Here is a 14,364-nt window from a genome sequence, read left to right as displayed (position 1 = left end):
TTGTCGCGCGACATCACGCGGCGGGACATTTCAATGACATGTCAGAGTTTGGAGCGCTCTCGTGACCGATCCCCACTGGCTCGATGACGTCGAAATGCGCGCATGGGTGGGATATGTGCGCACCAGGGACCTCATCGCCGCCGCGGTCGGGCGCGACTCATCCCGCGAGTCGAACCTCACCTACGTCGAATACTCGGTGCTGGCCTACCTAGCCGAGGCACCGGATCATCGACTCACCTTCGCCGATCTCGCCGCCAAACTCGAATGGTCGCAGAGCAGGCTGTCCCATCAGATCACTCGGATGGAGAAGCGCGCGCTGGTCGCCAGAGAACCGATTCCCGACGATGCCCGCCGCACCGCCGCGCGGCTAACGCCGCGCGGCGCCGACGTGCTCGCCACGGCCGCGCCCGCACATGTGCAGAGCGTGCGCAGACATATGGTCGATGTGCTCGACCGCCAGCAATTGGCCGCCCTCGCCGATATCTACGACACGCTGCTCGCCCATCATCGAAGAGCCGCGGCCACCGAATAATCCGCCAGGTCAAACCGACCGCACGGTTGGGTCCGGGACCCCCAGTGCCCGCTCGAACCCGTCCGGCACCACCAGATCGCCCCGATCGAGATCGCCGACGCTGGTCTTGCGCAGTCCCAGCAGCACCGAATCAATACCGCCACGCAAGACGTCGAGCACATTCTCGACACCGGCCTGCCCATTCGCGGCCAGGCCCCACAGGTAGGCCCGCCCGATCATGACCGCGCGAGCACCCAGCGCCACCGCCTTCACCACATCGCTGCCGCGCCGGATGCCGCCATCGAGCACCACCTCGATCTGCGATCCGACCGCGTCGGCCACCACCGGCAATGCCCGAATCGCGGCGGGCGTGCCGTCCAGGTTGTTTCCGCCGTGGTTGGACACCGAGATGGCCGCTACACCGGCATCGACCGCCCGCAGCGCATCGTCGACGCGCATCACTCCCTTGAGCATGACCGGTCCGCCCCACTGTTCGCAGATCCACGCCACATCCGCCCAATCCGGTGCGGGGGTCCCCATCCACTCCCCGTAGGCGCCGAAGAAGCCGGGCGCGGGACCGTCGCCGACAGCCATATTCGGCGCGGTGAGATCCGGAATGCGGCCGGAGCGAGCATAAGTCGCGAGCCAGCGCGGTCGCGCCAGCGTTTGCGGCGCGAATGTCAGCATGGTTTTGAAATCGAGCTTCTCCGGAATCACCGGGCTGCCCCAGTCGCGCCCGTGTGAGAAGGACCAGTCCAGGGTCAGGATCAGACCGACCGCGCCCGCCGCCTTGGCACGCGACATCCGCTGCAGGATCTCATCTTTCGAACCACACCAGTACAGCTGGAAGAATGTCGCCGGATTCGCCGCGATGACTTCCTCGATAGGCTTGCTCGCGAAGGAACTGAGCCCCATCGCGATCCCGCGTGCCGCCGCCGCACGCGCCACGGCCACCTCGCCATCCGGATGCACCGCCTGCACGCCGGTGGGTGAGATCAGCACCGGCATCGAGAGCTGCTGTCCCAATACGGTTGTCGACTGGTCGCGGTCGCCGATCGGGCCCGCACAGTGCGGCGCGAAGCCGAGTTCGGTGAAGGCCTGCTGATTTTCGTCGATGGTCTGGCCGCGCTCGGATCCGGCGATCAGTGCGCCGTACACCGACTTCGGCAGTCGTTTCTTTGCACGCCGCTGCGCCTCGGCAACGGTTTCGAACCAGGGGTTCACGAGAGGGATCCTTTCGGGGAAGCCACCGGCCACCACAGCCGGATCTGTTCATGCAGGTCAGTGGTCAATTGGGTGAGCAGTGCGGTGCCCTCGGCGGCGTTCGCGCCCGTCGGATCGCCGAGCACGCCGTTGGCGCTCACCGCGCGGACTCCCCCGGCGCGCAGCAGGGGTAGGAGTTCGGCGAGCGGCCTCGTATCACCGGCGACGGCGCGTTCGGTCCGCACCGCATCCGGCCGCAGCGCCAACTGCATCGAGGTTTCGGCGCGGCCCGCGTGCGGATCACCCGGATAGCGCGGCATGAACACCCGCACATCCCGGGATTCGGTACGCAGCAATGCCTCCGCTTTGCGTAGCGGTTCGAGATTGCCGCCGTGCCCGTTGACGAGCACGATGCGGTCGAAAGTATCAGTGGCCGACCGGCACAACTCCACGATCAGCAACTCCAGCGCGGCCTGCCCGATCGACAGCGTGCCCGCGAAACCCGCATGCTCACCGCTGGCTCCGTACGGGATCGCCGGCGCGACGAGCACATCCGACCGCAGCTCGGCCAGCCGCGCGCACAATGCCATCGCGATATCGGTATCGGTGGACAGCGGCAGATGTGGTCCGTGCTGTTCGGTCGCCCCGACCGGCACGGCGAGAATCGCACCCGCAGCCGCGCGCGACCCGGCCTCCGGCCAGGTCAGTCGCGCGGCCACGATGTGTTCCGCGACACTTTCCACCATGCCGCGAGATTATCGTCAGTGACTGACATAATCAAGATCCTGCGATCGACGCCCATAATCAACAGTCGTGACAGATGCCAAGGTGCGGGGCCGTCCACGCGGCACAACCAAGCGCGAACTCGAACTGATCGCCATGCGACTGTTCACCGAACAGGGCTTCGACGAAACCACCGTCGAGCAGATCGCCGCGGCCGCGGGTATCAGCGGGCGTACCTTCTTCCGTTACTTCCCCACCAAGGCGGAGGTGCTCTGGTACCAGTTCGACGCCGAGGTCGAGGCGCTGCGCGCGGCCTTCGCCACCGTGCCCGACGACGTTGCGATGATGACCACCGTGCGCCGAGTCGTGGTGAACGCCAACCGATATCGCGCCGAAGACGTGCCCGAACTACGCGTACGCATGCAACTCCTCGGCGGCGATCCGGCACTGGCCGCCGCCGCGGGCGCGCATTACGACGCATGGGAGCGGGCCGTGAGCGCATTCGCCGCACGCCGACTCGGCGTACCGGAGGACAACCTGGTCGCGATGGCGGTCGGCCGCACCACACTCGCGGCCGCGCGCGCCGCCTTCGACGCCTGGCTGACCCGCGCCGACGCCGACCTCACGGTCTATCTCGACCAAGTGCTCGCGGCCCTGGCACGTGGATTCGCGCCGCAGTCCGAGGATCCCGGATCTACCATCGAGCTAACGGCAGGTTTCACCGGCGACCGGGATGGGGTATGACTAGGCTCGGTATCGGCGCGCAGCCGAAACGCACGACTATCCCGACAATCCCGTCGAAAGGGGCTGGAATTTCCATGTCCGAGGTGTCCATGAGCCTTTCGGCGGATTCCCTGCCCGTAGGACCGGTCGACAACCTGCTTCCGCAGCTGGTCGAACACCTGCGGCAGAACCGAACCGGGCTGCGCGAGGAATGGGCTCGGCGCATCACCGAAGCTCAACTACTGACCGCGATGACCCCGGAGGAGATCTTCTCCGAGGCGACCTCCATGTACGACAACTACGTCGAGGTGCTCGTAACCGGTAGCGTCGAAGCGCTGCAGGCCTACGCACGCGACCTGTCCGAGCGCATCATTCCCAGAGGCGTCGAAACCGACGAGGTCCTGGGCATCGTGCTGCTCCTGCGCGACGTGCTGGCCCGCTCGCTGTTCGAGAAATACCAGGCAGATTTCGAAATGCTCAACGCTGTACTCGACGCGTACGAGCCCGCCGCGAACCGCATCGCGAGCACCGTGGCAATCTCGTTCGTGCAGGAACGCGAGCGCGTCATCCGCCAGCAGCAGGAAGCCATTCGCGAGCTGTCCACTCCGGTGCTGCAGGTGCGTGAGCAGCTGCTCATCCTCCCGATCATCGGTGTGCTCGACTCGCAACGCGCCCGCCAGCTCACCGAACAGCTACTGCGCGCCATCCGCGCCAATCGCGCGAAGGTAGTCGTCATCGACATCACCGGTGTGCCCGCGATCGACTCCACGGTTGCCAACCACCTGGTGCAGACCGTCGACGCATCCGGCCTGATGGGCGCCAATGTGATCATCACCGGCCTGTCCTCCGAGATCGCCCTCACTCTGGTGACCATCGGCCTCGACCTGTCCAAGATGAACGCGGTCGGTGACCTCCAGGGAGGTATCGAAGAGGCCGAACGCTTACTCGGCTATGAGGTGACCCGCGTCACGGATCGAATGCTCACCGAGCGCGATGGGCGCTGATCGGGCCCCCCTATGCCGGTTCCGATCCTCAAACAAGGTACCTATCTAATCGCGTCGGTCCAGTCAGCCCTGACCGACGCGGATACCGAACGTCTCCAGGACGACCTGATGAAACAGGTCAGCAGATACCGGGCACACGGGATCATCGTGGACGTCACCGCGATCGATGTCATGGACTCGTTCGCGGCCAGATCGCTGCGTACCATCGCGCACATGACGCAGCTCCGCGGTGCCGAAACGGTCATCGTCGGATTACAGCCCGAAGTCGCGTTCGCCATGGTGCAGTTGGGCCTCACCTTCGAGGATATGCACACCGCCCTCGACCTGGAAGAGGGCTTGGCGTGGCTGAATCGCATGGCTCCGGCCCGCCGCCAGCGAGATGGTCGTGACAGTGGCCGCTGAGAACTTGGTGATCGCGGTCAGGGTGTCGGGTGACATCGTGATCGCACGTCAAGCCGGACGTGAGCTGGCGGCCAAGCTCGGATTTTCTCTGACAGATATGACCATGATCTCGACGGCGATCTCCGAGATCGCCCGCAACATAACCAGTTACGCGGGCAGTGGTGAAATACGTTTGCTGGTCGATGACCGGGAGGGTCGCCAGGCGCTGGTCGTCCAGGCCGAGGACCAGGGCCCCGGCATCCTCGATATCGCCCGCGCACTCGACGACGGGTACTCCACCGGCCGCGGGCTCGGACTCGGCCTGCCCGGCGCGCGCCGGCTGATGGACCGGCTCACCGTTGATTCGGCACCTGGTCGCGGCACGTTGGTGGAGATGTGGAAGTGGGTACCCAACGGTGCATGAGGACGGGATCATCGGCCGGATCGAATGGGCGGTGGCCGGCCGTGCCCTGCCCGGTCAGCGGGTCTCCGGTGATCGCGGCGTGGTCCTCGACGCGGGCGGCGGCGCGGTGCTCTTCGCCGTCCTCGACGGCCTCGGCCACGGCTCGGCGGCCGCGGACGCCGCCGATCGCGCCGCGCAGGTGCTCTCGGAGAACCGCGCCGAACCGCTGGACGTGTTGATGGTGCTGTGTCATCGGGCCATGGCCGACACCCGAGGCGCGGCAGTGTCTTTGGCGCTGTTCGGCGCAGCCGATACGGTGCACTGGCTCGGCGTCGGCAATGTCGATTGCCGGATTCTGACCGCGGGCCCGGTCGGGCTCACCATGCGCGCGACGGTCCTGATGACCGCTGGCATCGTCGGCTATCGACTACCCCAGAACCTACAGGTGCAGACCGTTCCGGTGCGTCCTGGTGATCTGCTGCTGATGTCGACCGACGGCATCGTCACCGAATCCGCTGACAGCGGCATCGATCCGTCCAAATCCACCGCCGAGATCACCGCCGAAATCCTGGCCAGGCATGCCAAGGACACCGATGACGCATTGGCGCTCGCGGCCCGCCACCGGGGCGGCGTATTGGAGGCACCAGCGTGAACGGCGGAATGCACATGAGCGAGCGAACAAAAGGCGCAGCCGCCAACGCGGTCATGGCGGAGCCGAGCGCTAGCGAGGCGGAGACATGAGCGAGCGGAGCGAGCGAACAAAAGGCGCAGCCGCCAACGCGGTCATGGCGGAGCCGAGCGCTAGCGAGGCGGAGACATGAGCGCGGCACTTGCCGCATTTCTCGACGACTACTCGGATGCGCTACGGCGGCATCTGCACTCACCGTCGCAGGCGAGTCTCGGCGAGGGTTACGAACTGGGCCGCCGCGCTCTCGTCGAGGGCATCAGCCTGCTCGATCTCACCGAAAACCACTACCGTGTGGTGCAAGCCACGGAATCGGGCACCGCGGCAGCCGACGAATCCCCCAAACCCGCCGAGACCGCACTCGAATTCCTGCTGCAGACCCTCGCCGCCCTGGACATCGCAACTCGCGGCTATATCGACGGCACCCGCCGCGCCGAACAACAGCGTTCGCGCATCGACGATCTCGCGGGGCGCGACGCCTTTCGCACCGCTCTGGTGGAGTCGTTGCAGGACGGCTTCTTCGTCGCCGATGCGCGCGGCACCATCATCGAGGTCAACTCCGCCTTCGGCGCGCTGACCGGCTACGGCGCATCGGAACTTCCGTTCCCGCTGCCGCATCCGTGGTCGACGCCGGAAGGGCCCCGCTATCCCGATCTCGGTAGCGAGGCACAGCGATTCGTGATTCCGGTCAAGCATCGCGACGGTCGCACTGTCTGGCTGGCGGTGAGCACCAGTGCGATGGTCGAACCGGAGAAGTACGAGCAGATCTTCGTCGGCACCATCCGCGATGTCACCGCCGAACACGATGCGCAGGCCCGCGATCAGGCGGCGTCGCGACTGGCCACCGCGGTCGGCGCGGCGACGAGCGTGGTGGAAGTGCTCGCCGTCGGGCTGGACGAACTGCGACGGACCGTCGGCGCGGAAACCGCGGTGGTGATGGTGTGGCCCAACCGCAATACCGGGCCGGAGACGTATGTCTCGGGGGCCGAGGGTGTTCCGGAGGGATCGGTGCTCGACGCCCGTGCGCGGGCGCTACTGGATCGGGCTCGCCGCCGTCCGGCGCGCAGCCTGTTCGCGATTCCGGAGAGCACTGAGAGTTCCGAGGGCATCGTCGCACCGCTCGGCGAGACAGGTGATGCGGCGCTGTGGCTGCGCTTCGCCGCGCCGCGCGCCATCAGCGCTGCCGACTGGACATTGTTCTCGCTGCTCATCGGCCATCTCAGCCTGGCGGTGCAACGGGCGCGCAACTTCGATCAGGCGCGCTCGACCTCGCTGACGCTGCAGCGCGCCATGCTCGGTCCGATCGAACTGCCGCCGCGGTTCTCGGTGCATTACGAGCCCGCGCTGCCGCCGCTGGAGATCGGCGGCGACTGGTATGACGTGGTTCCGCTGCGCGACGGCACCATCGGCGTCGTGGTCGGCGATTGTGTCGGACGTGGTCTGTCCGCGGCCGTCGTGATGGGCCAATTGCGTACGGCCGCACGGGCTCTGCTGCTGCGCGGTGCGGGCCCGGCGCAGCTGATCGCGGAACTCGATACCGTCGCGGGTCGGATTCCCGGCGCGATGTGCACGACGGTCTGCGCGGCCGTCCTCGATCCGGTGCGCGGATTGGTCCGCTACAGCAGCGCTGGACACATGCCGCCGATTCTGGCCGACGTCGGTCAGCCCGGCCGATTACTCGAGGGCGGCCGTGCGGTACCGCTGGCAACCTTCGATACGCCACGACGTCCCGAAGCCACCACAGCGCTCACACCGGGTTCGACGCTGGTGTTGTTCACCGACGGCTTGGTCGAACAGCGCGGCGTCGATATCGATGACAGTTTCGCGAAGATCTCGGGGGTGCTCGCCGATACCGCAGGCAAGCTGCCGCGCGAGGTCGCCGATGCCGTGCTCTCGCGACTACGTCCGGCGGCGGGCTACGACGATGACGTCGCCATGGTGGTCTACCGGCAACCCCCGGCACCGCTGCGGCTCGAGATTCCGGCCAATCCAGATCAGCTCTCGGCCATGCGCAAGCGGCTCAAGGCCTGGCTCGCCACCGCCGCGGTACCGCACGATCTCGCCTCCGACCTGATCGCCGCGGCGAACGAGGCCTGTAGCAACAGCATCGAGCACGCTTACCGCAATGGCGGCGGCCCGGTCACCCGCGCGATCAGCTCCACGGCCGAATTGCTCGGCCGTGCCACCAGCGCCGAGGCGGCCACCACCGATCCTGGACTCGTCGAACTGACCGCCGAATGTGATACCCAAAAGGTCGTCATTCTGGTCGCCGACTCCGGAACGTGGAAACCACGCTCCGCCGATCCGGGGCCGCGCGGACGCGGCATCGACATGATGCGGGCATTGACGGAAGAATTGGAGATAGACCACAGCGGGGTGGGCACCCGCGTCCGCATGTCGGTAACGTTGCCCGCGATCAAATCCCCCGTAGCGAACCCACTGCGTGGCACGAACCGCCAGATTTCTGGCTGAGGAATGCAGCGCGAAAGGCGGGTTCATGGCAGATTGTGATGATGTGACAAACAACTCCGGAGACGCGTATCCCTTGGCGGACACGATGGCCACCACAGTCGAGGCACACGATGGCGCGACCGTGCTCACGGTTTCCGGCGAGGTCGATCTGGCGACCGCGCCAGCGCTGGAGAACACCATCGAGGCCATCCTGACCGGCAAACCGGCGGTCCTGATCATCGACCTGACCGGTGTCAGCTTCCTCGCCTCGGCGGGTATGGCGACCCTGGTCGCGGCGCATCAGCGCGCGGGCGACACAACGACCATCGTGGTGGTCGCGGACGGTCCGGCCACCAGTCGGCAGCTGAAGATGACGAGCCTCGATCAGGTGTTCGCACTGCACACCACCCTGGCCGAGGCGCTGGCCTCGATCCGGTAGCGCACCCGATTCAACCCGAACCCTTTCCGATCACCTGACCGTCACGGAGCGAGTCTTACGAGCGACGTTCGCGGCCCGTCTCGAGGCCGAGCGGTCGAAGCGCATGCGACGAAAGTCGCGAGTCTCGACCGCTCGGCCTCGAGACACTAGGGGGCCGCGAATACGCAGCGCCGCAGGCGCTGCGTATTAGACACAGAGTTCGCGCAGTTGCTCGATCAGCTTGACCCGCTCGGCCGCGGTCGCCGCCATCGGCACCACATTCAGCACCGTGACACCCGCCGCGCGGAATGCGGCGACCCGCTCCTTCACGAATCCGGCCGGGCCGACCAGCGAGATATCCCGAACCAGATCGTCCGGGACCACCTTGGCGGCCTCTTCCTTCCTACCCGCCAGGTACAGCTCCTGGATCCGGTCCGCCTCGGCGCCGTAGCCGTACTTGGTGGCCAGCGTGTGATAGAAGTTCTTGCCCTTGGCGCCCATGCCGCCGATGTAGAGCGCCAGATGCGGTTTCACGAATTCCAGTAGCGGCGTGACATTCTCACCGATGGCCAGTGCGGGGCCGGCGTAGACGTCGAGCTCGCCGAGGATCGGATCACGCTTGGCCAGACCGGCATCCAGCGATTCGCCCCAGATTTCCTTGGCCTTCTCCGGTACGAAGAAGATCGGCTGCCAACCCTCGGCGATTTCCGCGGCCAGCTCCACATTCTTCGGCCCGAGCGCGGCCAGCAGCACCGGAATGCGTTCGCGCACTGGGTGATTGATCAGCTTGAGCGGTTTGCCCAGGCCCGTGCCCCGATCGGCGGGCAGCGGGATCTGATAGTACTTACCCTGGTACTCCAGCCGCTCGCGACGCCACACTTTGCGGCAGATCTCCACCAGTTCCCTGGTCCGTCCGATGGGTGCGTCATAGGGGACGCCGTGGAAGCCCTCGATCACCTGCGGGCCCGAGGCGCCGAGGCCGAGGACATAGCGCCCGTCGGAGACGAAGTCCAGCCCGGCGGCGGTCATGGCGGTCAGGCTGGGCGTACGGGTGTAGATCTGCAGGATGCCCGAGGCCAGCTGCAGCCGGGTGGTCTTGGCCGCCAGATATCCGAGCGCGCTCACCGCGTCGAACGAGTAGGCCTCCGGCACGAACACGATGTCGAGTCCGGCCTTTTCGAGGTCGGCCACCTCGGCGGCCGCCTCTTTGAAGCCACCCGAGTAGTTGATGCTCAATCCGATCCGCATAGCACTCAACATAACCGCAGCTACGCACCGGCCGCGCACCGGCCACCTCGGTGCGAGCGGTAGCGTATTCGCCGTAGTTCTCCACTGTCGTCGCAGGAAAACGAAAGGCCACCCGACGTGTCGCAGCCCGCCTTCGCTGAGGCCACCCTCGCGCAGTACCTGACCGACCTGGCCGCGAAGGTGCCCGCACCAGGCGGCGGTGCCGTCGCCGCATTGCACGCCGCACAGGGCGCCGCGCTGGTCGCGATGGTCGCGCGCTACACCACCCGCGCCAAGGACGCCGAGCACCGGCCGGTCATCGACCGGATCATCGAGGCGGCCGACGCGGCCCGCGAGCGCGCGCTGGCCCTGGCCGATGCCGACGCGGCGGCATTCACCGCCGTCGGCAACGCCTACAAGTTGTCGAAGGATTCCCCGGAGCAGGTCGCTGCCCGCAGCGATGCCATTGCCGCCGCACTGCTCGAGGCGGCCCGGGTGCCCGCCGCGGTCCTCGACGAGGCCGACGAGGTGCTCTCTCTCGCCACCGAACTGCTGCCGATCGGCAATCCCAATGTGGTCACCGATATCGGCGCCGCCGCCGACGCGGCACGGGCCGCGGCCACCAGTTCGCAGCTCAATATCGAAATAAACGTCCGCTCGCTCAGCGCCGAACAGGGCGATAAGTTCGCGGCGGTGCTGATCCGCGTCGACGAGATCACTGCCCGTGCGGACGCATTGCACGCGGACGTTTTGCATGCCGTACGCAGCTGAAATCGACCGACCGGTCGGATCGTTTGTTCGGTTTCATGCCGGGTATGTCGCCCCTATACGAAAGAACTGTGGACTTGGACGGCCGTTACAGAACCGGTACGTCGAGTTGATCATGAAGTCCTAGACTGGATTTCTGCGTCCCACACCAGCGTGAAGGGGTGGACAATGCGGAGCGCACTCAGATACCTGTTCCTCGCGACCACGATCGTCGCCTTGGGGGCCTTCGGGTCCGGAACGGCATTCGCCACTACGATCCTCAAACCAAGCGCCGACGTCGTCGCGACGATTACCCCGTCGGCAGGCCAGGAAGTCGGGATCGCGGCACCGGTGACGATTCGATTCGCCAATCCGGTCGCCAACCGCGACCGAGCCGAACGACTGGTCGATATTCGAGCCACCGAGCCGCTGCCTGGAGCCTTATCCTGGGCAAATGATCGTGAACTGACTTGGACGCCAACAAGTTTCCTGCCAGCCCGGGCGCCGATCTCGGTGCAGGTCGGTAACGCGCGCACGGAGTTCCGCACCAATGCGGGCGTGGTCGCCGACGCCGATATGTCGGCGCATACCTTCACCGTGAACATCGGCGGAGCAGTCGCGCGGTCGGTGCCCGCATCCATGGGCAAGCCTGGCCACGAGACACCGACAGGTACGTTCCCGGTGCTGGAAAAGTTCCGTTCCATCGTCTTCGACTCGCGCACCATCGGGATCCCGCTGAGCTCGCCCGAGGGCTACGTCATCAATGGCGAATACGCCGAACGCCTTACGTGGGGCGGGGTTTTCGTGCACTCCGCACCGTGGTCGGTGGATTCGCAGGGCAATGCCAATGTCAGCCACGGCTGCATCAACCTGGCGCCCGATGACGCTGCCTGGTACTACCAGACCGTCGGCGTCGGCGATCCGGTCACCGTGCACTGGTGAGCCGTAATCAATCCGTTTTTCCTTCGCGACACCTCCCTTCAATTTCGTCACGCGCGGCAAACCTGGCAGTATCCTGCCGGGGTTGATACAACTGCGAGACACACGTGATCGTATGACCCGATGAAGGTGGGCGATGGATCGACCGGATATGACCTCGCGGGCGAATTCGGGCCCGCCGCCGGGCGCTGCACCACAACAACCGCTCGGTGCGCCGAGGGCATACCAGACTCCGGCACCGCCGAACCCGTTCCACCGGATCGGCTTCACCGAAGACAATGCGCCGACCGGGCCGATTCCCCGGATTCCGGTCGACGGCGCACCTATCGACACCGGCCCACTACGGCGCGTTCCGATCGACCACGCCGCAACGCAATCCGGGCCGCCGCCCCGAGTACCGGTCGACCGGGCGCCGACGAATACCGACCCGTTCCGGCGCATTCGCGGCCAACAAGTTCCCGGAGGCCAGGCTCCGAAACTCCCGGCTCCGAATCCCCCAACTCCGGATCCCCAGGGCCCGAGGCAAACCGGACCGATCCCGCATATTCCCGTGCAGGAAGTTCCCGCGCGTCCGGCCCCGGACCCACATGTCTCGATGCATCAGGCACCGACCGTGCAGGACAGTGAGCAGCAGTCGCTGACATTGCCGGACCCGATTCGTCAGGCACCCATCACCCGAAACCCGAGCTCTCCCGCCCCGCAAGAGCCGAACTGGCATACGCCTGTTCCCCAGGAGCCGCCCAGGCGGGCTCCGCTCCAGCGAGATCCGATGCGCCAGAACCCGATTCATCCGGGGTTCGCCCACGGCGAGGCCGCCTGGCACGATCCGAACCATTACGCTCCGCGCACATACGAGCAGCACCCGATTCAGGCAGACGACAGGGGACCCGCGCGGCAGGAGTTCGACTATCGAAGTGAGTGGTCCGAGTGGGTCGAGGAAGCGCCCGAAGAGTCGAAACCGTCTGCGCCGGACTACTTCCGGCATGAGGATGCCTTGGCGGCCATGATCGATCGGTCCGGACGGAATCGATCGAAGCGCCGGTGGATGCCTGTGCTGGTCGGATCGGTCGCGGCGGCCGGACTGCTCGTGGTGGCTTTCGTGCAAATTCGGCCGGATCCGCAACCGGCGACGGTGGCCTCCTCCACTCCCAGCCAGGTCGCGGTCTCCGGCTCCACCTCCGCCGCGGAGTGCCCGGCCGAGCGGGTCGGGGACACCATCACCGGCAACGGTGCGGGCGGAATGGATTCCGGACCGGGCGTCATCTTCGCGTTCCAGTACGCGTATTACGTCACCCGATCCGGCGCGGCGACCCGAGAATTCGTCGTGCCCAATGCATCCGTCTCGCCTGCCGGGACGATTCAACAGGGCATCGATGGCATTCCGGCCGGGACCACCCACTGCATCAGCATTACGCCGGGGGCGTCCGTCGGTCAGTATCTGGTGCAAGTTACCGAGCACCGGCCCGATTCGACATCGGTCACCTACAAACCTCAGGTCGTCACGACGGCGCGGGTGGGCAACCAGACACTCATCACCGGAATCGGCGCGGCCTGACGGTCATACCGGCGAATTCCATGGCACCAGTACGATTTTCCCGCGGACGTGCCCGGATTCGCTCAGGTGATGGGCCTTGACCACCTCTGCCATCGGCAGCACCTGATCGATTTCCACGTGCAACCGGCCCGCCTCGAACAGGGCGGCCAGCTCGCGCAGATCGCGGCCGGACGGATTGACATACAGCCGCTCGTACCGCGGATCGCCCTCGGCATCATTGCCCTGTGCGTCGATCAGGCGACCGTCCGCGGCGAGCACCGGTAGCGAACGCGATCCGTAGTCACCGCCGACGAGATCGACGATGACGTCGACATCACCCACCGCGTCCGCGAAATCGCATGTCGTGTAGTCGATCACCTCATCCGCGCCGATTTCCCGCAGGAATTCGTGGTTGGCGGCGCGGGCCGTGCCGATCACATACGCGCCACGGTCCTTCGCGATCTGCACTGCGAAATGCCCGACACCACCTGCCGCCGCATGCACCAGCACCCGTTGTCCGGCAACGACTTCGGTAAGTCCCTGCCATGCGGTCAGCACTGCCGTAGGCACGGCGGCCGCGTGGATGTGATCCAGGATCGCCGGTTTCGGTGCGAGGAAATCCGCCTGCACCACAACGTATTCCGCATAGCCGCCGGACCGGCTGAGCACCATGCCGTAGACCTCGTCGCCGACCCGGAATTGCTCGACACCCGCACCGAGGGCATCGACGATCCCGGACACATCGAAGCCGAGGGTGAACGGCGGATCCCCGAGTTTGCGCACCAGTCCGGACCGCAGCTTCCAGTCCGCCGCATTCATACCGGTGGCGGCGACCCGCACCACCACCTCGCCAGGTCCGGCGCTCGGCCGATCGACCTCGACGATTTCCAGAACCTCGGGACCACCGAATGTTTTTTGCGTGATTGCGAGCATGCCCTCGATTCTGCGGTCCCCTAGTATCCAAGGGAAAGAAGGCACTTCAATGATCCCGAGGTACCCGATGGATACTATTGTCGACTGGTCCGGCTCCGACAACCTGGTCAAGAGCTATCTGACCAACTGTCCGGCGCGCGAAGTGCTGACGGTGCTCGCCGACAAATGGGTGCTGCTGGTCCTCGGTGTGCTGCGCATGGCTGGCGGGCCGGTGCGCTTCAACGATCTGCGACGTCGGCTCGACGGCATCACCCAGAAGATGCTCACCCGCACGCTGCGCAATCTGGAGCGCGATGGGCTGGTCCGCCGTGCGGTCTATCCCACCGTCCCGCCACGCGTGGAGTACTCACTGACCGATCTGGGTGCCAGCCTCGGGGAGCTCAGCCACGCGATGGGGGTCTGGTCGGTGCAGCACCACAATGAAATCCTCTCCGCCCGCGACGAATTCGATACACGTGCCGAGCCCGAACCCATCTGAATGC

The 14,364-nt window shown here is 66.1% G+C and carries 16 protein-coding genes; 12 read left to right on the top strand and 4 right to left on the bottom strand.

The features are described from left to right. Window positions 1–61 precede the first annotated feature (61 nt). A complete protein-coding gene (locus tag ACIBJI_RS28730) occupies window positions 62–532 on the top strand; it encodes a MarR family transcriptional regulator (RefSeq protein WP_364347696.1) in 471 nt (156 codons plus the stop codon). 9 nt (window positions 533–541) lie between these two features. Here ACIBJI_RS28730 and mftD read toward each other — a convergent pair whose 3' ends face one another. Beyond that, window positions 542–1,735: a pre-mycofactocin synthase MftD gene (mftD, locus tag ACIBJI_RS28725; RefSeq protein WP_364347699.1), complete on the bottom strand. Its 1,194-nt coding sequence runs from the start codon at window positions 1,733–1,735 to the stop codon at window positions 542–544. Beyond that, window positions 1,732–2,460: a mycofactocin biosynthesis peptidyl-dipeptidase MftE gene (gene mftE / locus ACIBJI_RS28720; RefSeq protein WP_396955514.1), complete on the bottom strand. Its 729-nt coding sequence runs from the start codon at window positions 2,458–2,460 to the stop codon at window positions 1,732–1,734. Before mftE ends, mftD begins: the two co-directional genes overlap by 4 nt. 67 nt (window positions 2,461–2,527) lie before the next feature. On the opposite strand from mftE, the gene mftR reads away from it, so the two are divergent. The 7 genes from mftR to ACIBJI_RS28685 all read left to right on the top strand — a co-directional run bounded on the left by mftR (window position 2,528) and on the right by ACIBJI_RS28685 (window position 8,523). Continuing rightward, window positions 2,528–3,181 (top strand): mycofactocin system transcriptional regulator, encoded by a 654-nt coding sequence (gene mftR / locus ACIBJI_RS28715; protein WP_397086687.1) that lies wholly within the window; start codon window positions 2,528–2,530, stop codon window positions 3,179–3,181. A 74-nt stretch (window positions 3,182–3,255) separates the two neighbouring features. After that, window positions 3,256–4,164, top strand: coding sequence for an STAS domain-containing protein (locus ACIBJI_RS28710; protein WP_040691747.1), 909 nt, complete (start codon window positions 3,256–3,258; stop codon window positions 4,162–4,164). Window positions 4,165–4,176: 12 nt separating this feature from the next. Beyond that, window positions 4,177–4,566: an STAS domain-containing protein gene (locus tag ACIBJI_RS28705; protein ID WP_327098425.1), complete on the top strand. Its 390-nt coding sequence runs from the start codon at window positions 4,177–4,179 to the stop codon at window positions 4,564–4,566. Beyond that, a complete protein-coding gene (locus ACIBJI_RS28700) occupies window positions 4,544–4,969 on the top strand; it encodes an ATP-binding protein (protein WP_040691752.1) in 426 nt (141 codons plus the stop codon). Before ACIBJI_RS28705 ends, ACIBJI_RS28700 begins: the two co-directional genes overlap by 23 nt. Further along, window positions 4,962–5,600, top strand: a complete 639-nt coding sequence (locus ACIBJI_RS28695) for a SpoIIE family protein phosphatase (protein ID WP_364347710.1) — start codon at window positions 4,962–4,964, stop codon at window positions 5,598–5,600. Before ACIBJI_RS28700 ends, ACIBJI_RS28695 begins: the two co-directional genes overlap by 8 nt. Before the next feature lie 165 nt (window positions 5,601–5,765). Continuing rightward, window positions 5,766–8,105: a SpoIIE family protein phosphatase gene (locus ACIBJI_RS28690; protein ID WP_396955512.1), complete on the top strand. Its 2,340-nt coding sequence runs from the start codon at window positions 5,766–5,768 to the stop codon at window positions 8,103–8,105. A gap of 25 nt (window positions 8,106–8,130) precedes the next feature. Then, complete coding sequence (locus ACIBJI_RS28685) at window positions 8,131–8,523, top strand: STAS domain-containing protein (protein WP_364347714.1); 393 nt, start codon at window positions 8,131–8,133, stop codon at window positions 8,521–8,523. A gap of 186 nt (window positions 8,524–8,709) precedes the next feature. Here the strand turns inward: ACIBJI_RS28685 and ACIBJI_RS28680 are convergent, their stop codons facing one another. After that, on the bottom strand, window positions 8,710–9,750 hold the full coding sequence (locus ACIBJI_RS28680) for an LLM class F420-dependent oxidoreductase (RefSeq protein ID WP_364347716.1): 1,041 nt from the start codon (window positions 9,748–9,750) through the stop codon (window positions 8,710–8,712). Window positions 9,751–9,867: 117 nt separating this feature from the next. Here ACIBJI_RS28680 and ACIBJI_RS28675 point away from each other — a divergent pair, with 117 nt between their 5' ends. From ACIBJI_RS28675 to ACIBJI_RS28665, 3 genes are all read left to right on the top strand, one after another. After that, the gene (locus ACIBJI_RS28675) at window positions 9,868–10,500 is read left to right on the top strand and encodes a cyclodeaminase/cyclohydrolase family protein (protein ID WP_397086685.1); all 633 of its coding nucleotides are present in this window, start codon (window positions 9,868–9,870) and stop codon (window positions 10,498–10,500) included. A gap of 165 nt (window positions 10,501–10,665) precedes the next feature. Continuing rightward, entirely contained in the window at window positions 10,666–11,418 is a 753-nt protein-coding gene (locus ACIBJI_RS28670) for a L,D-transpeptidase (protein ID WP_364347721.1), read from the top strand. Between the two features lie 133 nt (window positions 11,419–11,551). Then, entirely contained in the window at window positions 11,552–12,970 is a 1,419-nt protein-coding gene (locus ACIBJI_RS28665) for a hypothetical protein (RefSeq protein ID WP_364347724.1), read from the top strand. Window positions 12,971–12,973: 3 nt separating this feature from the next. On the opposite strand, the gene ACIBJI_RS28660 is transcribed toward ACIBJI_RS28665, so the two are convergent. Further along, entirely contained in the window at window positions 12,974–13,882 is a 909-nt protein-coding gene (locus ACIBJI_RS28660; RefSeq protein ID WP_364347727.1) for an NADP-dependent oxidoreductase, read from the bottom strand. A 67-nt stretch (window positions 13,883–13,949) separates the two neighbouring features. Here ACIBJI_RS28660 and ACIBJI_RS28655 point away from each other — a divergent pair, with 67 nt between their 5' ends. Continuing rightward, window positions 13,950–14,360, top strand: a complete 411-nt coding sequence (locus ACIBJI_RS28655; RefSeq protein WP_364347730.1) for a helix-turn-helix domain-containing protein — start codon at window positions 13,950–13,952, stop codon at window positions 14,358–14,360. Window positions 14,361–14,364: the final 4 nt, after the last annotated feature.

Origin of the sequence: Nocardia sp. NPDC050408 (genome assembly GCF_044458905.1) — a bacterium.
Taxonomy (GTDB): domain Bacteria; phylum Actinomycetota; class Actinomycetes; order Mycobacteriales; family Mycobacteriaceae; genus Nocardia.
The sequence above is the reverse complement of the archived record's forward strand: the minus strand, read 5'-3'. Positions and strand labels throughout refer to the sequence as shown.